General features: G+C 45.2%; 16 protein-coding genes and 1 pseudogene. 13 read left to right on the forward strand and 4 right to left on the reverse strand.

Annotation, left to right across the window (positions count from 1 at the left end):
- The first annotated feature begins 14 nt into the window (after positions 1–14).
- Complete coding sequence (gene phrB / locus R7O12_RS19595) at positions 15–1,430, forward strand: deoxyribodipyrimidine photo-lyase (protein ID WP_318126287.1); 1,416 nt, start codon at positions 15–17, stop codon at positions 1,428–1,430.
- A gap of 6 nt (positions 1,431–1,436) precedes the next feature.
- Positions 1,437–2,363: a L,D-transpeptidase family protein gene (locus tag R7O12_RS19600; protein WP_025768560.1), complete on the forward strand. Its 927-nt coding sequence runs from the start codon at positions 1,437–1,439 to the stop codon at positions 2,361–2,363.
- 26 nt (positions 2,364–2,389) lie between these two features.
- On the opposite strand, the gene R7O12_RS19605 is transcribed toward R7O12_RS19600, so the two are convergent.
- Positions 2,390–2,644 (reverse strand): Lpp/OprI family alanine-zipper lipoprotein, encoded by a 255-nt coding sequence (locus tag R7O12_RS19605; protein ID WP_005375145.1) that lies wholly within the window; start codon positions 2,642–2,644, stop codon positions 2,390–2,392.
- A 550-nt stretch (positions 2,645–3,194) separates the two neighbouring features.
- Between R7O12_RS19605 and R7O12_RS19610 the strand changes: the two genes are divergently transcribed.
- The 6 genes from R7O12_RS19610 to R7O12_RS19635 all read left to right on the forward strand — a co-directional run bounded on the left by R7O12_RS19610 (position 3,195) and on the right by R7O12_RS19635 (position 13,318).
- Entirely contained in the window at positions 3,195–4,538 is a 1,344-nt protein-coding gene (locus R7O12_RS19610) for a DEAD/DEAH box helicase (protein ID WP_031778885.1), read from the forward strand.
- Between the two features lie 324 nt (positions 4,539–4,862).
- Positions 4,863–6,860, forward strand: coding sequence for a prolyl oligopeptidase family serine peptidase (locus tag R7O12_RS19615; RefSeq protein WP_318126288.1), 1,998 nt, complete (start codon positions 4,863–4,865; stop codon positions 6,858–6,860).
- The gene (locus R7O12_RS19620) at positions 6,861–9,002 is read left to right on the forward strand and encodes a TonB-dependent hemoglobin/transferrin/lactoferrin family receptor (RefSeq protein ID WP_054576612.1); all 2,142 of its coding nucleotides are present in this window, start codon (positions 6,861–6,863) and stop codon (positions 9,000–9,002) included. It begins immediately after the preceding gene.
- A gap of 9 nt (positions 9,003–9,011) precedes the next feature.
- Positions 9,012–11,264 carry a proprotein convertase P-domain-containing protein gene (locus R7O12_RS19625; protein ID WP_318126290.1) on the forward strand — a complete coding sequence of 751 codons (2,253 nt, stop codon included), beginning with the start codon at positions 9,012–9,014 and terminating at the stop codon, positions 11,262–11,264.
- 25 nt (positions 11,265–11,289) lie between these two features.
- The gene (locus tag R7O12_RS19630; RefSeq protein WP_047104502.1) at positions 11,290–12,741 is read left to right on the forward strand and encodes a DUF1566 domain-containing protein; all 1,452 of its coding nucleotides are present in this window, start codon (positions 11,290–11,292) and stop codon (positions 12,739–12,741) included.
- A gap of 1 nt (position 12,742) precedes the next feature.
- Positions 12,743–13,318, forward strand: coding sequence for a DUF1566 domain-containing protein (locus tag R7O12_RS19635; protein ID WP_017635423.1), 576 nt, complete (start codon positions 12,743–12,745; stop codon positions 13,316–13,318).
- A 108-nt stretch (positions 13,319–13,426) separates the two neighbouring features.
- Here R7O12_RS19635 and R7O12_RS19640 read toward each other — a convergent pair whose 3' ends face one another.
- A complete protein-coding gene (locus R7O12_RS19640; RefSeq protein WP_318126291.1) occupies positions 13,427–15,070 on the reverse strand; it encodes a methyl-accepting chemotaxis protein in 1,644 nt (547 codons plus the stop codon).
- A 331-nt stretch (positions 15,071–15,401) separates the two neighbouring features.
- On the opposite strand from R7O12_RS19640, the gene R7O12_RS19645 reads away from it, so the two are divergent.
- From R7O12_RS19645 to R7O12_RS19665, 5 genes are all read left to right on the forward strand, one after another.
- Complete coding sequence (locus R7O12_RS19645; RefSeq protein WP_005375153.1) at positions 15,402–16,223, forward strand: phosphate ABC transporter substrate-binding protein; 822 nt, start codon at positions 15,402–15,404, stop codon at positions 16,221–16,223.
- Between the two features lie 100 nt (positions 16,224–16,323).
- On the forward strand, positions 16,324–17,256 hold the full coding sequence (gene pstC / locus R7O12_RS19650) for a phosphate ABC transporter permease subunit PstC (protein ID WP_005375154.1): 933 nt from the start codon (positions 16,324–16,326) through the stop codon (positions 17,254–17,256).
- Positions 17,257–17,278: 22 nt separating this feature from the next.
- Positions 17,279–18,142, forward strand: coding sequence for a phosphate ABC transporter permease PstA (gene pstA, locus R7O12_RS19655; RefSeq protein WP_005383923.1), 864 nt, complete (start codon positions 17,279–17,281; stop codon positions 18,140–18,142).
- Between the two features lie 60 nt (positions 18,143–18,202).
- Complete coding sequence (gene pstB / locus R7O12_RS19660) at positions 18,203–18,952, forward strand: phosphate ABC transporter ATP-binding protein PstB (RefSeq protein WP_005375156.1); 750 nt, start codon at positions 18,203–18,205, stop codon at positions 18,950–18,952.
- A 328-nt stretch (positions 18,953–19,280) separates the two neighbouring features.
- Entirely contained in the window at positions 19,281–21,404 is a 2,124-nt protein-coding gene (locus tag R7O12_RS19665; RefSeq protein WP_025768552.1) for a GGDEF domain-containing protein, read from the forward strand.
- A gap of 129 nt (positions 21,405–21,533) precedes the next feature.
- Here R7O12_RS19665 and R7O12_RS19670 read toward each other — a convergent pair whose 3' ends face one another.
- Positions 21,534–23,180 (reverse strand): BatD family protein, encoded by a 1,647-nt coding sequence (locus tag R7O12_RS19670; protein ID WP_049872669.1) that lies wholly within the window; start codon positions 23,178–23,180, stop codon positions 21,534–21,536.
- 4 nt (positions 23,181–23,184) lie between these two features.
- Positions 23,185–23,574, reverse strand: a pseudogene (locus R7O12_RS19675) (hypothetical protein); the annotation flags it as partial.

Below are 23,574 nucleotides of genomic sequence, written 5' to 3' on the forward strand. Positions count from 1 at the left end.
AGATAGGAGCTACCATGATTTTAGTATGGTTTCGACGTGACTTACGTACGTTAGACCACACGGCACTCAAAGCGGCATTTGATTCAGGGCAGCCTGTCGTCGCTTGCTTTATCGCGACGCCAGAGCAGTGGCGGGAGCATCACATGGCGCCGATGCAGGCAGACCTCATTGCTCGTCGCTTAGCTTGTCTTAACGAGGAGCTTGAAAGCCTTAATATTCCCTTTTTGTACAAAGAGGTACCGTCGTTTTCCGATTGTACAGATGTGATTAGTGGGTGGGCGGAAACACTTGAAGCCACGTCTGTCATGGCAAACATTCACTATGAGGTGAACGAACGAGAGCTCGATACACAAGTAAGTGAAGCGTTAGCTTCTCACGATATCGAATTTGAACTGTTTCATGACAAATGTGTGCACGCGCCAACGACGGTTCTTAATAAGCAAGGCGAATATTTTAAGGTGTTTACGCCATTCAAGCGTGCTTGGTTAACGCAGTTCCATATGCCGACGGTAGTAAAACCTCACGAGCAAGCGCCACTCAATAAAAAGGTACTCGAACAATTAGAGTCGGCTCGATTTAATTCAAGCTTCACATTTAGCTATCCTCGAGAATCCAGTGAAGACTGGCTGGCTTCGACTAATGATATTTTGAAGCAGCTTAGGGAATTTGCACGGGAGCGCAGTGACGCGTATCAAAGCGAGCGAGACTTTCCAGCTATTGATGGCACTAGCCAACTGTCTCCATACCTTGCGATTGGCGCGCTATCACCAAGGCAGTGTATTGCTCGTTTGTATGCTGAAAATCAACAAAATGACCTTACAGAAGGGAAAGCAACTTGGTTAAGTGAGATCATTTGGCGTGAGTTTTATCAGCACCTATTGGTTTTCGAACCAAAACTCGTCAAAGGCAAAGGATTTATCGATTGGGAGGATAAAATCCAGTGGTCCTATGATGAGAAAGCCTTTGAGCGATGGAAGACAGGAACAACAGGATACCCAATCGTTGATGCAGCAATGCGTCAGCTCAATCAAACAGGCTGGATGCACAACCGATTACGTATGATTGTCGCGAGCTTTCTTACCAAGGACTTACATATTGATTGGCGATGGGGAGAAGCGTACTTCATGAGTAAGCTGGTGGACGGCGATTTTGCAGCGAACAATGGTGGCTGGCAATGGTCTGCCTCTACGGGCTGTGACGGGCAGCCATACTTTCGTATTTTCAACCCGATAAGCCAAGGCGAAAAGTTCGATGTTAATGGTGAATTTGTGCGCCACTGGGTACCAGAAATCAAAAGTGTACCGAACAAATACATCCATAAACCTTGGACTTGGGAGGGCTTTTCTTTACTGGAATATCACAAGCCGATGGTTGATCACAAGACAGAAAGAGAGATAACCTTACAGCTCTTTAAAAGTGCCAAGGAATAGAGTGAAATGCTTAGCAAAAAGCGATCAATGAGTTTCGCAAAACGTACCCTGCTATCTGTGTCGTTATCTTTAGTGAGTGGTCTATCATTCGCTAAGATGTACGAATTACCAGAGGATGGAAGCCGTTTAATTGGTCGCCTTGAAAACCACGTCGTTCAAGAAGGCGAAACCATGGCAAATATCGCTAAGCTCTACGATGTGGGTATGCTAGGTTTAATGGCCGCAAACAAAGGCGTGGATCCCTTCTTACCAGAAGAGGGGCATGTTCTTACTATTCCGACACAGCTAATCCTCCCAGACGTACCTTATAAAGGTATCGTTATTAATCTAGCCGAGCTGCGCTTATATTACTTTCCGAAAGGAGAGGATATTGTCCATGTATTTCCTGTCGGAATTGGCCGAATAGGGCGCGATACCCCAGTAATGACAACGCGTATCAGCCAAAAACGACCGAACCCTACATGGACTCCTCCAGCCTCTATTCGTGCCGAGTACAAAGCAAAGGGCATTGACCTACCAGCCGTTGTTCCTGCGGGGCCTGATAATCCACTTGGTATGTTTGCATTGCGTTTAGCTTACGGGAATGGCGAATACCTAATTCATGGTACCAACAAGGACTTTGGGATTGGTATGCGAGTCAGCGCGGGTTGTATTCGTATGGACCCAAGTGACATTGAGTGGTTATTTGACAAGGTTCGTAACGGCGAAGACGTTAACATCATTAACCAGCCTATCAAAATGACACTTGAGCCTGACAGAAGTGTGTTCTTAGAAGCACATGAGCCTTTGACTCGTAGTAATGGCGAGAAAGATGAACTCAAAGTGCCGAAAGAGTTAAAGTGGTGGCTGGATGAATTCGGTATGAAAAACGTGAAGGCTAAAGCAGCAATCGCTGCACAGAATGGGGTTCCTATCGAAATAACCGCGCCTTAACGGGCGTTAAGACGCGGTATTAAATCTTACTTAGTGTAAGACTGAGCGATGTTATCGATACGCTCGTTAGCACGCTCAGCTTCTTCTTGAGCAGCCATTGCTGCTGCGCCTGATTTTTGAACGTCAGATTGAAGAGCTTGTACGTCTTGGCTTAGTTGGCTAACTTGGTTGCTTAGTTCGTCTAATTTTGCTGCATTTGCTGTAGCTGCGTCATCAGAAGAAGCACAACCGGCTAGTAGAAGTACTGAAGTTGCTGCAGCTGCGATCAACGTTTTGTTCATATAAGAACTCCTTGCTTATAGTGAAAGTCTCGCCACTAACTATTATTTTATACAGTAGCGAGGTTAAATGTGGTTACATTTTATCAGTACATGATGTAGCAAAAGTCAAAAAAACCCAAGAATTTCATGGAGTACCTGACGTCAACTTTTACCTGAACTTAACAAAGTTTAACTACCTATCCTTTATTTCGTTCTCACAACAGTTTTCATAGCAGGTGTATTTGCCACGTTCCTGATATCAATAATTTAGACGATATTGACACAAATGAAAGTTTATTGGCCCAAATAACTGCTATTTAAGTCGTTTTGTTGATGGATAGAAGGCATATTTGAACGGCTTTTCTCTAAACTTCCTGTCCAGCTGCTCATCAAAAAGGCTAGTCTTTACTCTGAACTGAGCCACAAATGATGTTTTACCGTTACCACAGGGAATTAGTTTGTGTGATCTCTATCTATACTCCTATGATTTGCGGTATTATACCGAGCTTTATTTTTTTGCTGCGTTAGAGCGGAAACGACACTACAGAGCGCTCAGACGCTGACTGATTTATTGGAGAATACTTTGCAATTTAAAGATCTAGGCCTAGACAACCGATTGTTGAAGAACCTAAAACACTACGATTTTAAAAAAGCGACTGACATTCAGCAGCAGGCGATTCCTGTTGCGATTGCAGGCAAGGATCTATTGGCATCTTCGAAAACAGGTTCGGGCAAGACTTTGGCGTTTGTATTGCCAATGCTTCATAAGTCTTTAAAGACAAAATCGTTTTCTGCGAAAGACCCTCGCGCGGTAATCCTTGCTCCTACTCGTGAGCTAGCGAAACAAGTATATGGTGAGCTTCGTTCTATGCTAGCTGGCCTATCTTATGAAGCAGCACTGATTTTGGGTGGTGAGAACTTTAACGATCAGGTAAAAGCTCTGCGTCGTTACCCGAAATTTATCGTGGCGACACCAGGACGTTTGGCTGATCACTTAGAGCACCGTTCGCTTTATCTGGATGGTTTGGAAACGCTAATTCTGGACGAAGCAGACCGTATGTTGGATTTGGGCTTTGCACCAGAGCTTCGTCGCATTCATAAAGCAGCCAAGCATCGTCGTCGTCAAACGTTGATGTTCTCTGCGACATTAGATCATGCAGACGTCAATGAAATCGCGGCTGAAATGCTCAATGCGCCAAAGCGAATTGCTATCGGCGTTTCTAACGAAGAACATAAAGATATCACGCAAAAATTTTACTTGTGTGATCACCTAGATCATAAAGAGGCAATTTTAGATCGTGTTCTTTCTGAGGCTGAATACCGTCAAGTTATTATCTTTACGGCAACGCGTGATGATACTGAGCGACTAACAGAAAAGCTGAACGAAAAGAAACTGAAGGCTGTAGCACTAAGTGGTAACTTGAACCAGACTCAACGTAACACCATTATGAGTCAGTTTGAGCGCGCAGTATTTAAGATCCTTGTAACGACTGATGTTGCTTCCCGCGGTTTGGATATTGCAACTGTGACACACGTCATCAACTTCGATATGCCAAAGCATACCGAAGAATACGTACACCGAGTTGGTCGTACTGGTCGTGCTGGAAACAAAGGGGATGCAATCTCTCTTGTTGGTCCAAAAGACTGGGATAGCTTTAAACGTGTAGAAGCATACCTACAACAAGATCTTGAGTTTTCAGTGTTCGAAGATTTGAAAGGTAAGTTTAAAGGCCTTAAGCCACCTAAACCAGATTTCCGCAATAAGAAAGCGACCGCAAAAAAAGCTCGCCCTCAAGCGAAAAAATCGGCGAAAAAACCAGCTAAGCGTGACAAGAGCTTCTACAAAAACGTATCTGTGGGTGATGATGTCTTCATCCCTAAGAAAAAACCAGCGGCACCGAGCTCTGAAGAGTAAAAGCTGCTGTAGTTTCCCATTGATTTTAGTTCTTAAAAATCCGAGTGTTCGCACTCGGATTTTTTATGTCTGTCGCTAGGTGAAATAGCGTCTTTCCATACTCACTCGTTTGTCAGCTTTTATATTTGTCTGGTTGTATATAAGCAGCATAGAACGCTAATTTAGGAAGTTATTAAGTTTTATTACCTCGGTCAAAGCAAACGTTTTTCCTCACACACTAGATAAAAATCTCACATGATTATGAAAATGATAATTGATCTCATTTTTATTTAAGGGCAGAATACGCGCCATTGTATTAATCCTATAAATGAATTCGCTCTCTATATGAAATTTACTCATGTTTTTTTAGGGCTCATAATTACCTCTAGTTCTGGCTTTGCTGCTGATGATTTCAACTGGCTTCGAGATGATGCTCGTAAAGATGAGCGAGTTCTTACCTACCTAACAGAACAAAACCACAAAACTGAACAGCACCAAAAAAGTTATCAGACGTTGACAAAAAACCTACTCACGCAGTGGGGTACCATGGTGGCAGACAAAGGTGATAAGCCATGGTCGATCATGAGTGGAAGAGAGTGGACGCTAACGCGTCGCGATGGTCGTTACTTACTGTTGTCCCGTGCGAGTCAACATGCGCCAGAAAACGTGGTGTTCGATTTCGATAAACGACAATCTGCGCATCAGTACTACCAACTTGGTCAATGGCAAGTGAATGGTGACACATTACTTTTCACGGAAGATATCGACGGCAGCGAACAATATCGCGCCGTGGTTGTTGATTTACTCTCCGGTCAATCTACGGAACTGGTGACGCACGTCGATAGTGGCGTATTGTTGTCACCTAACGGGAAAGTGGCATTCCTCGTTGCAAAGGAAAAGCGCACTCAGCGACCTCATCAGATCTTACGTATCTCCACTGAATCTTTGGCAAAAACAGTCCTATGGAATGAACCCAAGTCAGATTGGTTACTTTCTTTCTATCGTGCGGCAGATAGCCGTTATGCTGTGCTGCAAAGCAACAACGAGTCAACAACAGAGCAGAAGCTTGTCGACCTAGAAACGGGCACTGTCTCAGATTCATTGCGAAAGCCTGAAGTGGGTGTGGAATATTACGCGGATGTGGCGAAAGGTTACATTTATCTGAAAAGCAACCTTGAAGGAAAGTTCGCCCTTTACCAAGTCGAACTCGCACCGCTTGGCGCAACATGGCAACGCTTCACCAATCCTCGTGAGCCGCTTGAACAGTTCTACCTTTATGATGCAGGAGTTGTGGCACTTAGCAAGCCAAACAATGTGTCGACTTTGACGGTGTATTCTTACCAAGGTCAGGAAAAAGTGATACTGCCATTGGAACACGATGGTAATGTCGCTTGGCTAAGCACGTTGGGCGATTTTGAATCAAACAAGATTCGTATCCGAAGCATGTCGATGACTACGCCTCCTCAGTGGGAAGAGTTCGATGTAAAAACGCTGAATAAATCCTTGTACTCTCAAGATGCTTACCAAGACTTTGATAGTCAGCGTTATGTATCCCAACGTATTTTTATTAAGCACGACGGCGTTTCTGTCCCGGTCTCTTTGGCGTATCGCAAAGACAAATTGCACCCACAATCTCCTGTGATGATTTACGGTTACGGCGCGTATGGTTTTACGATGAAACCGTACTTTATGCCTCAGGTTATCAGTTTACTCGACCAAGGTGTGATTTACGCTATCGCCCATGTCCGTGGCGGTGGGTACTTTGGCGATGAATGGCACGAGCAAGGCCGTGGTGTGCGAAAAGCCAATTCTATTGGTGATTTTGTCGCGGCCGCGAAGGCGCTGCAAACATTCGAACGTGGCAATAGAGAGGTTTTCGCCATCGGTTCTAGTGCTGGTGGCACGTTGGTGGCCGGAGCGGTTAATCAAGATCCTAAATTGTTTTCAGGTGTCGTACTTAAAGTGCCTTTTGTTGATGTGGTTGCAAGTATGTCGGATACCTCACTTCCGCTTACCACACAGCAGTATGGCGAATGGGGTAACCCAACCAAACCTGAACAATTGGCGTTAATGAAGGCGTACGATCCGATTCTCAATATCCATAAAGACACTTACCCACCCATGTTGGTTCAAGTCGGTTTAATCGATCTGCGCGTGCCATATTGGGAAGGCGCAAAGTATCTCGCTAAAGTTTCAGCGTTAAGTGAGCGCAACGGGCCGTACTTGTTGCAAACTAATTTTAATTCGGGCCACCAAATGGACCCGCGACAAGCGCAAGAACAACAAGCAAAAGAATACGCATTTCTACTATCACTCATTAAAACATCTAAAGCGGAGCAGTAAATGAAGCTTACCCCAGTGTCAGCGGCAGTACTTTCGGTACTTGCTGCCAGTCAAGTGCACGCCGAATCTAAGGTTTTCTCAATGGAAGAGGTGGTGGTAACCGCCAATAAAATCGATCAGCCATTGTCAAAAGTGGCAGGTAGTGTCGCGGTTATCACAAACGAGCAAATCGAAGAAAGAGGCGAGACCGAGCTATATGACGTGCTGCGTAACGAACCTGGTGTAAGCGTGACGGGCGGTGCAGGACGTCCGCAAAACATTACCATCCGTGGTATGACGGGTAACCGCATTATGATCGTTCGTGATGGCATTCGTTCTGCGGATGGCTTCGGTGCGAATGACATTAATGATGCCGTTGGGCGAGATACTTTTGATTTATCCAATTTTGAATCGCTGCAAATCATTAAAGGGGCAAGTTCTTCGGTGCATGGCTCTGGCGCGATTGGCGGTGTGGTGATTTTAGAATCCAGTCAGCCGGGTGATTTCTTAAAAGACAAAGACTTCTACACCGATGTTTCCGGTACTTACACCGATATCAGCAACAAGTACAAAGGCACGAGTAATCTAGCTTTTCGTTCCGGTGATACAGAGAGTTTGTTTAACGTTTCATACTGGCAAGGACAAGAGACACGTAACTTTGATGAAGATTTGTATAACCGCGACCTCGATGGTTACAGCGGTGCTTATACGATCAACCACTTTTTCAATGAAGAGGTGATGTTGAAAGCCAAAGCGGAACTCTACACCCAGAACCAAGAGCGTTTGGAGGGTTCACCGTCCATTCAACCTGATGGAATTTGGCATATTGAAGACTTTGCTGAGGATGAAACCACGGAAGAGTACAGCGCTTATATTGGTGCAGAGGTGACTCCGATTAATCCAACTTGGTTCGAAGAGTTGGATACCAAAGTTTACTGGCGTCACACCGAAGTGGTGGAAGACACCAACCGTTTAATGCGCCAAGTGGATCACAATGGTTTGATCACCAAGCGTCGCGAGCTGGAACACAAAACCTTCATTGACGAAACAATTGGCTTCCGTGGCGATTTCACCAATACGATTTATGCAGCAAATGCTGAGCACCAATTGGCTTACGGTGTTGAGCTTTCTACAGACTATTACGAGCGCACAGATAGCGATTCCAAGATTGATTGGAACGGGGTAACGCCTTCGACCAAACAACCTTTCGCTCCTGCTCGTGCTTATAACATTGGCTTGTATGTTCGAGACATGGTGGAACTGGATAAATGGACCATCACAGGTGGCCTACGCTTTGATGCGCACCGTCTCACGCCAGACGGTGCGGGTGAAGTGGGCGGCTTCCCATTAAAAGATATGGATAGCTCAGAGGTATCTCCAAGTCTGTCGGTTTCTCGTGAAGTATTTGCCAACAACATTGCTTATGTATCTTATAACCATGGTTACCGTGCTCCGGAATACGATAAAGCGTATGGCTTCGTAAGCCACGACTTTGTGCCGCTCACGCCGTTTGTCATTGCACCAAACATGGATCTAGAGGCTGAAACTTCCGACTCATTTGAAATCGGTAACAAGTTCGATAACGGTCGTGCGTATGTCTATGCGTCTTTGTTCTACAACAAGTTTGAAAACTTCATCGACGTTGTGACCACGGGCTTTGACTCAAGCAATGGTAATTACATTAAACAATACCAAAACCTCGATGGTGTCGAGACGTATGGTGCAGAGCTTTCTGCGGGTTACGCGATCACTAAGCGATGGAACATCAGCACCAAGTTTGGTTACGTAGATGGCAAAGACGCGGAAGGTGAATACGTTCGAAGCATTACGCCATTCGAAGGTAACGCTCAACTGAAATACGCCAACCAAGACTTCAATGCTTACGTGGCTTGGAACTGGGCCGCGGCCATGGATCGCGTTCCTAAATGCCAGACCACGCTTGGTCTAGCGACAGATTGCGCGCAGACAAGTGCGTGGAATACGTTTGATATTGGCGCAACTTACCACGTTTCCAAAGACCTTCGTGTTAGCGCAAACATCATCAACCTGTTCGACAAAGAATACATCCGATACCAAGACGTAGCGGGTATCGCTGAGGAAAGTAAGCGTTACTCAACTGAGCCAGGGCGCTACTTCACGCTGACTGCAAAATACGAATTCTAGGACGAAATCATGAAGCTAAAACCATTGGCGTTTTCGCTGCTTATTGCTTGTACCCCTGCGGCACAGGCTGCAGAGTGGGATTATCCCGCAACGGACTCTGTGGTAACGAATGAAGCGCAAGCGAAAACTTATCTAGATAGCCACTACTCAGAAGCGGGCGAGTTTAAGTTCCGTTACAAAACCCAGTCTCAGCTTGGTGAGCATTACAATTTTGATGTTTGGGTAAACGGTGAATATCAAGCACAGCGCACCCTAGTAGTAACAACCGATAAAAATCATCACGTTGTGCGAGTGTTTAAGAGCCTTGAAGATACGATCATTCGCAACGGTAAACCAACGGTTGCAATGGAATTGGAATCGCCTCGCCAACTGCAAGCACAAGAGCCACCTGCTTTGAGCTCTGGAAGTCTGGTTAATGTTGAGGTTTCTTTATTCAACCCAGATCTTCGCACCATGCAACAGCAAGCGGCACCAGAATCGACGTGGTCAGCACTGTCTGATTACCCTCAGCCGATCGAGTACGTCACCAAGTCGATTGAGGTTTTACAGTCCGGCGGTAAGTTCTATTTGTCTAACCCAAGATTGAAGCAAGTGGATGCGACGGGCTTATTTGCAGCCCCAACACCTGGTGAAGCGCCTGTACTCGATACGTTGGACTTTCTCAGCGCAGAGGGGGTTCAAGCATTTGACAGTGTTGATGAGATGCAAAGCACCGAGTTTGGTGACAATGCGTTCCCACAGTTGATGGCTTTTTATCATCTTGATAGCTCGATCCAATATCTGACAAGCCTGACTTACGACTTGTTTGACGAACCGCTTCGTTTTGACGCTCGCGGTTTATCAAAAGATAACTCTACTTACTATTACGGTCCGAAAGCACTCATGCTGGGTGTCGGTGGTGTTTCTCCGGATGCAGTCGATGCTGATGTCGTGATACACGAGCTTGGGCATGGCATTCACTACCAAATCGTACCGGATTGGGCGTACGGTCACACTGGTGCTATCGCAGAGGGTTTTGCTGATTACTGGGCGGGCAGCGCGAGCTACCGCATTCAATATTTGGATGCTTCGCGTCGTGGTCAAGAATTCGAGTTAGATACGGTGTTCAACTGGGACGGTGTGTTCGGAACACGCAAAACAACTCGTAGCTTATGGAACCAAAGAGCACGTTACTTCGAGAGCTCAGAGTACCCAGCGCACGTCAGTGTGGGCGGTGAACTAGGTGACGAGCTATGGTCAACGCCGCTGTTTCAAGCGCTTAAAGCATCGGTTGAACGATACGGTGATGATACCGATAGGGTGTTCCGCGAGTTTGACGCCATTGTTCTTGAAGGCATGTACGGCATTGGTCGTGGCGTGAAAATGCATGATCTGGCGGAGTCGACCGTGTTTGCCGCAAACACCTTGTTCCCAAATAAAGACTACGCCCAATTCCTGACGGACAGCTTCAACAGACACAACTTACTTAAAGCGCCTCTTCGTGTTCGCTATGACGCTCGATACATCGCACAAGGTCAAGACGTTGGTTTGAGCCTGAGCCAAACTGGCCGTGAAGCGAGCATCAAAGGGCAATGGCAGCTAAACAACGCATCTGTTTTCGACTTTGATGAAACGCTTTCTGACTCGACCTCAATGAAGGTGGCGTTACCAAGCGGTCTAACATGTGGCACGCAATTCGATTCCTCTATTTCATTGGATTATCAATTTTCTGAAGGCCTAAAGACTCACCAGTGGAGTGAAAAGGTGATGCTGGTTAATGGTACGCCAGAGCTCGATATCCAGCCTCAACCAGTGAACTCCGCTTTGCCGGAACAGGGCGACAGACTGTTCTCTCAGACGCTATCGGACAAGTCACGCACGATTGATGATTCGTTTGCGGTTTACCTGAACATCGAACATGACTCACTGCAAGATCTGCAAGTGACGCTAGTGTCTCCACAAGGCAAATCGGTCGTGCTACTTAGCCATCAATCAAGCAATACCAAAGGATTTAAAGGTTACTTCACCGCTCAGTATGACGAGGAGTTACAAGCACTTGTCGGTCAACCGAGTTGGGGTACTTGGCGTCTCGAAGTGTCTGACCGCGTGTCAGGGAACTCTGGGGTGTTGAAAGAGTGGGGTGTGAGTCACTTTGCTCAGTATCAGTGTAGTGCTGATACCACTAAAGAAAGCAGTGGCGGTGGTTCAGGTGGCAGTGGTTCGCCTTGGACCTTGTTAGGACTTTTCCTGCTTTCAATGGTGAGAGTGATTCGCTCTCGTTAATTAAAATCAAAAGAAGATAAAATCTATGAAGTTTCAATATTCTTTCGTTGCTATGTCACTAGCCCTTGCTGGCTGTGGCGGAGGTTCTGGTGGTGACACGTCGGCACCGACCTATGATGTAGCTGGCACCATCGTTTCTGCAGGTACACTTCTTGATACGCCAGTATGTATCGATTTAAACCAAAACTACGTTTGTGATTCCACTGAACCGAGTGCTAAAACGGATAATGCCGGTAAATTTAGCCTGACTTCAAGCGACAAAAACGTACTAACCAGCACCATTCTTGCTCAAGTTGATCAAGGTTCAAACCAAACGTTGCGTCTTGCGGCTCCGGGTCAAAATTTAGCAACGGGTAACACGGTCAATGGTGTAACAACGTTGCTCGCGGGTCTTGTAATTGACGGTAAAACCGTTGCTCAAGCTGAAGAGATTGTGAAAGCGCAACTCGCCGATGCCGGCGTTTCTCTTTCTGGTACGGTGATGTCTAACGCAGAAGCTAGCGAGCTAGACAAGCTAGAGCAAAACACGGTTGTGCTATTAGCTGCGATGCAGCCACAACAAATGACCCAAGGCGTAGCGCTGCTTGCTCAAAGCCTTAGCTTCCAGGGTAAATCATTGGCCTCTGATCTTCTGTCTGAAGCGGAAGTAAGTGCATTTGCTGAAGAAATTGTAGCGGTTGCTGAACAAACGGTTGGTAGTAACGATACGGGCGCCGTTCTTTATTTTGCTGAAGGAGCAGCAGACGTAGCAGAGGTTCAAGCGTCTTACCCTGGTCAAGATGCGGAATACGGCTTCGACAAAGAGGACAAGCAAACGTCGACAGGCGCTGGCTTTAAGTTCGTTAAGCTAGATTCACAAGGTGCAGCTTTAGCTGCAGATGCGACTGAGTGGGCTTGTACTATGGACGAACGTACTGGTCTTGTTTGGGAAAATAAGAGTGCGGATGCGAGCTCGGTTCAATTTAAAGATCGCCTGTTTGCGTTTGAGTCTGAAGCATTTAAGCCATTTAGCAAAGATGTAGAGCTTGCAGGTTGTAAAGACGCTGGTGATGAAGTTTGTACCACTAGCCAATATGTTGAGTACATAAACAAACAATCGTTATGTGGAATCACTGGTTGGCGCTTGCCTACTTACCGTGAGACTTATGACTTACTAGACTTTGGTGAACAAACACTGTTTGCTCCGAACGATGAATATGCAAAATACAACGTCTATGGTTTTAATGTTAAATACTTTCCACAGCAAACCATAGGTAGCCCTTATTTAGGATATGGTGCGTTTTGGCATAGCGACTTTAAGTTTACGAATGCATCATCACAACTTATTGATGGCGAGATTTATTTCCCTGCGATTGTCTCCCGGGGCAAAGATAGAGGCACTATTTCATACGTCGAGATTCGATCAAGCAACACAAGTGCGGGTGCCGATGATTCTTACCAATTCCCAATCCGTCTAGTCGCAGTTAAGGGGCAATAAGATGAAGAAATTAATAACTGTACTATCTCTTACTTTGGCTTCTCAAACTGCAATAGCTGCACAAGAGTGTTCTACTGACTTTGCTAAAACGGCACCTAACACGCGTTATACATATTCTGAGAGCGGTACCGTAACTGACCTGAAAACAGGTCTAACATGGATGCGCTGTCCAGTTGGTATGACATGGAATGTAGGAAACCAAGAATGCCAGGGGACGCGATCTACAATGTCATGGCAACTCGCTCTCTCCACAGCCAAACAAATTCGTAATAAGGACGGCAACCATCCTCTTCACAATTTTGCTGACAAAAAAAATTGGCGACTAGCAAATATCAAAGAGCTAGTATCTCTAACTGAGCGAGCTTGCCACAGCCCAGCCATAAATAGTACAGGGTTTGCTAGCGGCTATAGTCTGACAGATGGAGATGATGTTCTAGGGCGTTATGTCTGGAGCAACACACCTAATGGCGACGGTAAGCATGTTGCAACTTTTGATACGACTAATGGTGAGGTTTTCAATAGAGATCCGTTAAACTCAAGTTTCAAAAGTTCTCTCTTGTTAGTGACAGATGAATAATAATTATTACGTTAATAAGGGTTGATAGCTTTGCCTTTAAAATAAGCTCCGCCAGTGCGGAGCTTTTTCTTTTCTAACCTTTGGAACTTATCGTGTTGAGCAGAGAATTTAAACTTGGAACTGCTTAAGCTGATGTTTTTGGTTTTCTGCTAAACCAGACAACTCTTGCGCTGCCGCGGCTGATTGAGTGATACCAGTGACGTTCTGGCTCACTAGTTCATAGATGTTCGTTAAGTTGTTGTTGATATCAGCCGTGACCTGCTTCTGCTCTTCTGATGCGGTCGCAACTTGAGTGTTGATTGAGTTCAGATCGGCGATAGCATTACTGATATTAGCAAGTGATTGGCTAACTTCTTGTGTCAGAGCTTGGTTGTCTGACAACATCGCTAAGCTGAAATGCATACTTTCATTTGCGTGACCAGATTGTTGCTGTAGCTCTTCTATAATGGTTTGGATCTCTTTGGTGGACTCCTGAGTTCGCGCTGCCAGCATACGTACTTCATCGGCCACTACCGCAAAGCCTCTGCCACTTTCGCCCGCTCGTGCAGCTTCAATCGCTGCATTCAGTGCAAGTAGATTCGTTTGCTCAGAAATACCTTCAATCACTTCGATCACGCGACCAATGTGTTCTGATTGATCTTTTAGCGAAGTTACGACGGCAGCGGCTTCGTTAAGTTGTTCCGCCATCTTTTCACTTGCGCGAGTGCTTTCCCCAAACATGCTTATACTTTGTGAGGTTAACGTACGTGCTTGATTTGATGCACTATCGGCTTCTTGTGCATTGGTCGATACTTCAGCTGCGGTCGACTCTAGCTGATTGATCGCCGAGGCTACTTGCTCAACTTCTTGCTTTTCTTGATCCGAGTTGACGCTGCTTTGAGTCATAACAGTTGCTAACTCGGTTGATGCTGATGCCACATCTTCACTAATGCGAACCAATGCGCTTACAGTTTCACGCAGTTTTTCTATGGTCTGGTTTACATCTCGAGCCAGCTGAGACACTTCGTTTTTCCCGATGGCTTCGGCCTTAACTAGTAGGTTTCCCTTCGCGACTTCCTGCATCGTTACTTGAAGGTTACGAATCGGCGCAACGATGTAGCTGGCGAGTACCCAACTAATAAGTGAAGCGGCACTCAAGATCACCGCAAGCGAGACGGCGCTGTAAGTTAGCGTGGTTGAATGTTGTTCGCCATTCGTTTCGACTTCATCGGTGACGATTTGATTCAATTGTTTAGATAGTTTGTCGATGGCGTTGATCATCGCTTCGCCAGCTAATCGATACTCAGCCATTGCATATTCGTACTTTTGATTGAAATCAGAGGTGGTGTAATCAGAAGAGTGTTTAGTGGTGAGCAGAGGTGTCATGGTAACGCGAGTGAAATCAACATAGTGATTCATGGCCTTACGCATAGCATTGACTTCATTTTGAACGCCAGGGAGATGGTCGATGGAGTTAAGAAAATCGCGGTTTTTGTTTTGTCGCTCAGAAAGCTCTTGGTTGAGAGACTGAACATCTTCGGCTCTAAATAGACTATAAATGGCTTTGATGCGCATGGCGTAAGTGTTGTCTACGATGCCGCTAAGTTCCTCTTTGTGAATGATTAGCTTATGGGTGGAAGCCGAAACCTTATTGAATGCTTGATCGAGTTTACCGATTCCGACACTCAGTCCAATGATGAGTAATATAACTGTGAATAGAACAGGCAGAAAAACCTGAAGTTTAATAGAAAGCGTACTAAGAAATTGACGCATGAGATTGACCCTCTATCGGTTTGATTATTATCTTTTTTATAAATAAGCATTTCGATTTTAATTGTTATATTTGCCAAATCAATGAGTTACTCATATCTAATTGTTATGAAATGTACCAAAATCGATGGGGTTATCATCTTGAACATGAGGCAACGTTATAAAAACGTTACGTTCAAATTGAGAGAGGGATAAGTCGCGGAATTAATAGTTAGAAATGACAACGTGTCATAGAGGGTTCAACTAAGTGAAACACAACTGTCATATTCAAATTCTAAAGTGAGCACCGTTCAAGTGAAACACAACGGCAATAAAGCCACTTAAGGAAATTGTGATGAAAAAGACAGTAATCGGTGCAATCGCACTTCTAGGCGCAATGGCAGTGACTCCTGTTTCTGCTAAAGAAACTATCTCTGCAGTGGGTTCTAGCAGCGTAACTCCACTGATGGAAGTTTTCTCTGAAACGTACATGAAGAAGAACCCTAACGTATTTATCGAAGTTCAAGGTCCTGGTTCTTCAGCTGGTGTAAAAGCAGCGAAAAATGGTTCAGCAGACCTTGGTATGTCTTCTCGTAATCTAAAAGACTCTGAAAAAGAATCAACACTAATCGAAGAAGTGGTTGCTCGTGATGGTATCGCAGTGGTTGTTAACCCACAAAACAAACTGCCAGGTCTAACAGCCGAGCAAGTGACTGCAATCTACAAAGGCGAAGTATCAAACTGGAAAGAAGTTGGTGGTGCAGACAAGCCAATCGTAGCCATTACTCGTGACACAGCTTCTGGTACTCGTGGCGCATTTGAAGACATCATGTCTCTAAAAATGAAGATTTCTGGTAAGAAGGTATCAGCTATCTCTCAACGTGCTCAAGTTGCAAACGGTAACGGCGCACTGAAAACAATGGTTGCATCTAACCCATACGCAATCGGCTACATTTCTCTTGGTACTGTAGACAACACTGTTAATGCGCTAGCAATCGACGGCGTTGATGCAACGGTAGCTAACGTTAAAAACGGTTCTTACAAAGTAGCGCGTCCATTCCTTGTTCTTTACAAAGAAGGCAAGCCATCAACAGAAACGCAAAAATTCCTAGACTGGATGCTAACTGACGAAGCGCAAGCGCTAGTTGACCAAAAAGGTTACATCTCAGTTAACTAATCCCATCGGGACTCTAAAGTTTGCTCAGCCCAACGTTTCGGGCTGAGCCTTTTCTATCCATTGTGTTCAACGGCATTGCCCAGAACCGTGAGATTTTTAAATGACCATCGCAACAAATAGTGAAAAGCTTATGAATACTGACGCTAGAGCTATCAGCAAGTCAGGCCTACGCGAGAAGCGTCGTGTAGACTGGAAAGAGCGCATCTTCCACGGCTTGTTCCTAACGAGTGCCGTAATCGGCATTGTTTCATTGGCCGTTATTGCATACTTCATCGTTCGAGAGAGTATTCCGGCATTCCAAGAAGCAGGCGTATCGGGCATTGTCTTAGGACAAAACTGGTTACCACCTGCGCTTTACGGTGTCGCCACCATGATTGTGGCATCTATCGTATCGACGGCTGGTGCTGTCATTGTTGGGGTTCCAATTGGTGTTCTGACCGCCATTTTTATCGCTGAAATCGCACCAAAGCGATTAGCAGACATTATCCGTCCAGCGGTTGAGCTGCTAGCCGGTATTCCTTCAGTGGTCTACGGTTTCTTCGGTCTGGTTATTATCGTTCCATTGATTCAGAAGGTATTTGATGTACCTGCAGGTAACACTATCTTGGCCGGTATTATTGTTCTTGGTGTGATGATTCTACCAACAGTAATTACGGTATCTGAAACGTCTATCCGCGCTGTCCCTCGTACTTATAAAGAAGGTTCTTTGGCACTGGGCGCATCGAAAATCTACACCATCTTTAAATTGCTCGTTCCAGCGGCTCGCTCAGGCATCATGACAGGTGTGATTCTGGGTATCGGTCGTGCATTAGGTGAGACCATGGCGATTATCATGGTTATGGGTAACGCGCCGGCAATGCCAGAAGGCATCTTGGATTCGGCTCGTACACTAACTGCAAACATCGCTATTGAAATGTCTTACGCAAGTGGTGTTCACGCGAACGCACTTTACGCTACAGGTGTAGTACTTCTGGTCTTCATCATGTCGTTGAACGCTGTACTACTGTACCTAAACCGAGAAAAAGCGAAGTAATCGCTCGTTAAAGGTGACTATTATGGATCGCGCAAAACTGAAAAAAGCACGCCAGTTCAAAGATAATGTCTTTAACGCATTTGTCTGGATCTCGGCAGCACTAACGGTAGGTTTTTTGTTCTGGATTATCTGGTACATCCTATCAAACGGTCTACAACACGTAGATTGGAACTTCATTACTGATAACTATACGCGTACAGGTGAAGAGCATGGTATCTTCCCAATGATTGTGGCGACCATTTACATGGTTATCGCTTCTATCGCAGTGGCAGCGCCACTCGGTATCATGACGGCAATCTACTTGACCGAATACGCGAAAGTGGGCAGTCGTTTGGTGAAAATCATCCGATTCTGTACCGAGTCATTGGCGGGTATCCCGTCGATCATTTTCGGCTTGTTTGGTATGACTTTCTTCGTGGCGATTCTTGGCCTTGGCTTCTCGATTCTGTCGGGTGCATTGACGCTAAGTATCCTAATCCTGCCAGTGATCATCCGTACAACGGAAGAAGCGCTGATGGCAGTGCCACAAACTTACCGTGAAGGCTCTTATGGCCTCGGTGCTTCTAAGATTTACACTATCTGGCGTTTGATTCTTCCGAGCGCAATGCCAGGTATCTTAACCTCGGTCATTCTAAGTATTGGTCGTGTCATTGGTGAGTCTGCTCCAGTATTCCTGACAGCAGGTATGGTTGCACGTATTCCGGATTCTTTATTGGATTCAGGTCGTACGCTAACCGTTCACCTATACAAACTGACTACCGAACTGTTTACCGTTGAAGAATGGAATCAGGCTTACGGTACGGCAACAGTGCTTATCGTAGTTGTTCTCTTGATCAACATGGTAACGAAACTGATTGCTAGACGTTTTAACACCGCAACTTACTAACAACACTAATTAAGAACGCACGTTAAAAGACACGAATTCAAGAATTAAGAGATTAAGACAATGAACAAATTTGATATTGAAAACCTAGACCTATTCTACGGTGACAACCAAGCACTGAAATCGATCAACTTACCAATTCCAGTTCGCCAAGTAACTGCACTTATCGGCCCGTCAGGTTGCGGAAAATCAACGCTTCTACGTTGTTTGAACCGAATGAATGATCTAATCGAAGGCGTGAAAATTACAGGTAAATTGGCGATGGACGGCGAAGATATTTACGGCAACATTGATGTTGCTGACCTTCGCATCAAAGTCGGTATGGTATTCCAAAAGCCAAACCCATTCCCGATGAGCATTTACGAGAACGTGGCTTACGGCTTACGTGCTCAAGGTATCAAAGACAAAAAGACAATTGATGAAGTGGTAGAGCGTTCGCTGCGCGGTGCTGCACTTTGGGATGAGGTGAAAGATCGCCTTAAATCACACGCATTCGGTCTATCTGGTGGTCAGCAGCAACGTTTATGTATTGCACGTACAATCGCGATGGAGCCGGATGTGATTCTGATGGATGAGCCAACGTCGGCACTTGACCCAATTGCGACACACAAAATCGAAGAACTGATGGAAGAGCTAAAGAAGAACTACACCATCGTTATCGTGACTCACTCAATGCAACAGGCGCGTCGTATCTCTGACCGCACTGCGTTTTTCCTAATGGGTGAACTGGTTGAGCACAACGATACGCAAGTGATCTTTAGCAACCCTCAAGACGACCGTACTCAAGGCTACGTAAATGGTGATTTCGGTTAATCCACCGTATTTACAAGCATAACTAAATAACTATAAGCGATGGTAACTTTGCCCCTCTTAATGAGGGGCCTTTTTCTTTTTAAGTCGTAGGCTTATAACGCCTACCAACACAAAAAATCTTGTAAATAAGCACAACTTTCCTCCCCAGTTTATAAAGCATGTAACTTATGTGAAACATGGCTTTAAAAGTGCTGAAGAGCTCTCGAATGTAACACTAAGTCTGATAATTTTGCGAATGACTTAACAGCTCAAATTTGAACGTATTGATTGCATATCATGGCCTAAGTAGTTTTTTATCGAGGATAAAAAAGTAGATTAGGTTGGTAGGGTGAGTTTAAGAAGTTTTACAAGAAAAGTGTCTTCAACGAGGGACCATCGGTTGCTAGCGGAGGCAATCTTTGATCATTTAGAGAGTCTGTTCTCCCCTCAAGCCCTCGCTATTTTTGAAGATCCTTCAATTAACCCTCGTCATTCGATGAGCTTCTCTCGCGGAGAGCTTTACCCAACCCAAAACTATCCTGAGACATTCTGGGAGTGGGCAAGTCAGTTTGACACCTCTGAAAGCATCATACCTCTGGCGATCAACACATGTAACTGGAATCACACTCGAGATTTAGGTGGTGATAGTTACATCATGATGCTCGACAACACGCCTATAAAACGTACCTACCTACTGATTCAATCTGTTCATGCTCGCACGGCACATAATATCTATGAAGAAAGTTACGACGCAATGCAGCTTGCAGCGGCGCGTTGGCAATGTATTCGTGCCGAAAAAAATGCCTCGAAAGAGATCAGGCACAGAGATATTCGTGAAGCGCAATATGTTGATGAGATTAGCCAACGCGAGCGATTTATCGAAAATATGAAGTTAGTTCAGCAAGTTGCACTCGAAATCTCTAATCCTGATTCTTTAAAGGACTTGTACTACAAAGCCGTCGAAGCGTTACGTGAACGACTTGGGTTTGATCGCTCTACACTGATGCTTCTCGATATGAAAAAGCGCAGCTTCAGTGGTACATACGGCACGGATGAGTCAGGAATTACGATTGATGAATTTCACACACAATACGATTTACATCAACTTAGCGAGGAGTATATCACCGCGTTATCTAGCCTTGAGAGCAACTTAGTGATTGTAGAAGACGCGCCAATATACACAGCAGGCAAGGTCATCGGGCAGGGCTGGAATGCGATGTTGATTTTACGCGATGGCAATGAACCGTTTGGGTGGTTCGCGCTAGATAACTTTATTCATCGTAAGCCGATAACGGCATATCAAAAACAGATGTTGGACTCGTTTGGTTCACTTTTCTCTCAAATTTACATTCGTAAGCGCCAAGAACAAAACGTACGCATGTTGCATTCAAGCATGGTTGAGTTATCACGTTGCACTACTGTCAGTGGAGTATGCAAATCGGCCGTCACTTTCGCCATTAAAAATCTTGGTATTGATCGAATGGCGGTGTTTTTAACTGATGAAAATTGCTCTTACATGCAAGGAACGTGGGGTACCGATATTCAAGGGAACGTGGTGGATGAATCTTACTTCTTTGGCGAAACCCAAGATTTCTCTCTTATAAATCTGGCTCGCTCAATGCCAAACGAAGTCGCATTTGAAGAATCAGTGCCTATTTATCATGACTGTAATATTGTTGGCTTTGGTTGGGCTGCGATGACGGTATTGACTTCAAATAGCAGTGGTCCTATCGCCTTTATCGCTGTTGATAATTTGCTGACACGTGCGCCGTTAACTTCTCAGTTACGTGAAGTGATTCGTATGTTCGCGTCCAGCTTAGCTGAAGTATTGCAACGTACTCAAGCTCAAGAGGCGATTCGCGAATTAAACGAAAACTTAGAGCTGGAGGTTCAGAACCGAACAAAAGAGTTGGAGGAAGCCAATCGACAGCTTGAGGTACTTTCTAAGCTCGATCCTTTGACGCGTCTTGGTAATCGCCGCATGTTAGAACATGTGATGCAAAAATATTGTGCCCTAGAGTGTGAAGACGACATGTCGTTTGGCCTGATCCTGATTGATATTGACCATTTTGGCTTATTCAATAATCACTATGGTCATCTCGAAGGCGATATCGCATTGATGCGAATTGGCTATATCTTGGATCATCATACCAAAGGTGAAGATGAAGTTTTTTGCCGTATCGGAGGTGAGGAGTTTGCATTGCTCATGATTGGTTCTGAGCAAGAGGAGGTTCGACTGAGAGCAGAGTGCATTCGTCAGTGCATCGAGGGCGAAGGGATAAAGCATCGACATAACCCAGAAGGGGAGTTACTCACCGTTTCAGTCGGTTACTCCTGTTATAAAGCGAAAGGCAAAGACTTTAATTTCGACCATTTATATCAGTTGTCGGATAAGGCACTCTATCAAGCGAAGAATCATGGGCGAAATTGTGTAAGGCGATACGAATACGAGCCCCAAGTGTTTGTTGAGTGAGTGATGTTCATAAGAGCAACTTGATAGGGAAGGGGGCGGCGGTTGGTGCTCTAGATAAAACCGCTAAAGCAAATTTGGCCGGATAAGAGAATGGGCAGCTCATGAGAGCTGCCATTGTTATCTAGTTATTTATAGCTTTTCGAGCTGGTGGTCGGTTTTTGTTACGTTTGCTTTGCCAAGGTTTTGAATTTTCGCTAGCAGCGAATCAGGGTTCCAAGGTTGTTGGTTAGCACTAAAATACGCTTGATTCATGGCATTAAGCTCTTGCTTAATTGCTTGTACGTCGCCAGGGTTTAGCCTGTCTTGATGAGTGGTTAAATACTCATTTACAGAGCGTTCAATTTTCGCAGCATCGCCCTCTTCGATGACTTTTTTTAGCGCGTCGATGCAAAGTGGTTGTTCAGTATTTGAAACCGTTCCACTCGCTGTTATTGACCGCTTTTTCCATGCCCAAATAGCGATTCCCAATGTCATTATCCAAAGCCCTAAGAAAACAAAGGTTAATATTCGCCAGAGACTGTTTACATCGCCGCTTGATTCAGGACTAGGGGCTGACACTAAAGGCGCTGAAAGAGGCGATTCCGGCAACGTGATTAGCCCAGTGTCATTTTTCTCTACGTCTAATGTTAGCTCTGGTAACGTTGTTTTCTTCGCTTCATCATTTTGACTGTCCCACCAGTTCAAGTCGTATCCTGGTAAGGTATATTTCCCGGCCTCTGTAGGAATAATGACTTGCTTCACCGTCATGGTAACGGTGCCATCTCTCGCGCTATCGAACTTAGGTTGTTCGGGATACACGCGCAGTGAACTCGGGTAACTAATATTGACTCGTGGCAGATATTCGGCTTGTGTACCGCGAGCCTTAACTTGAATGGTTCGAGTGAGTGAAGAGCCTTGTTTTACTGTGTTGATCGCGTTAGTCGACAGTAGATTACCTTGATCGTCTTGCCAGCTCTGTGTCATTTCTAACGCTGAAGCAGGAAGCCATTCACCTTTAAATTCGCTCGGAATCGGTTTGACCGTGATTGGCATGCGTTCCGCTTTGGTGTTGATAGGCATTATTTTGGTTGAGCCCGTCAAGCTGTCGCCATAAATATAAGAACCGGTCAGTTTAGGACCTATCAAGGTATAAGTGCCTGGTTGATTGGCCGTTAAGCGAAACGACTGCTCTATGATCGCTACTTCTAACCCATTTAAGATCTTCTGTCTTTGTTGTAAGCCACCCAGTGCCTCAAGCTTCATGCCTTTAATCTGCGGAGGTACTATTTGCGGGTTATCTAGGCGTCGAGTGTCCGCTTTAATTAGAAGTTGTATACGTAATGTTGCAGATTGCTGAGGGTAGAGCGTACTGTTGTCGACCGTAATATTGAAGCTAAATAGATCATCAAGATTGGGGTCTGTTTGGCTCGCGTTGACACGCAGTTTGATCGGCTCCGTTCTCATACCATCAGCGGAAAAACTTGGAATAGTCAGAACACCTTCTTTCATTGGTGCAATTGAGATACTCCACTCGGTACGCACTGATTTTCTTCCGTTAATGTTATTGCTAGAGCGGCCATAACGAGGTTGACCCAAGAAGAAGTCTTTCTCTAGAACACTGAAGTCGATTGAGTCTGAGCTGAGCTCAGTATCTGAAATGATTCTGAGGTTAATCACTTCATTCTTGGCTACTTGTGTTTTATTCACACTAGCTTGAAGTGTCTGTGCCATCACCGAGAAACTGGATATTAGGCTGGCCACAAAAATAAAGACCAGTTTTACGCCTTTGTTCATCACAGGCTTACCACTCCTTTTGAGATTGTTGTGGAGGTTGTTTTTGTTGCGCTTGAAGTTGCATTTGCGCACGGATCAAAAAGCTTGGGTCGCGAGCACTTTCTACTGCTTCTAGTCGACGGAACTCAGGATCATCCTGATGCATTTTTTCGGGATGCGCTTTAGCCTGTATTGGTTCACCTTGATCCTTCACTTGCTTGTCATCTCGTTGCGGTTGATGTTGTTCCGTTTTTTGTTTTTCTTTTTTATTTTCAGAATCTTGCTGATTTTGTGACTGTTGTCCTTGCGCTTCTTTCCCTTCGTTTTGAGACTTTTGTTGCTGTTGCTGTTGCTGTTGCTGTTGCTGTTGCTGTTGCTGTTGCTGTTGCTGTTGCTGTTGCTGTTGCTGTTGCTGTTG

Source organism: Vibrio sp. Vb1574 (genome assembly GCF_033338675.1).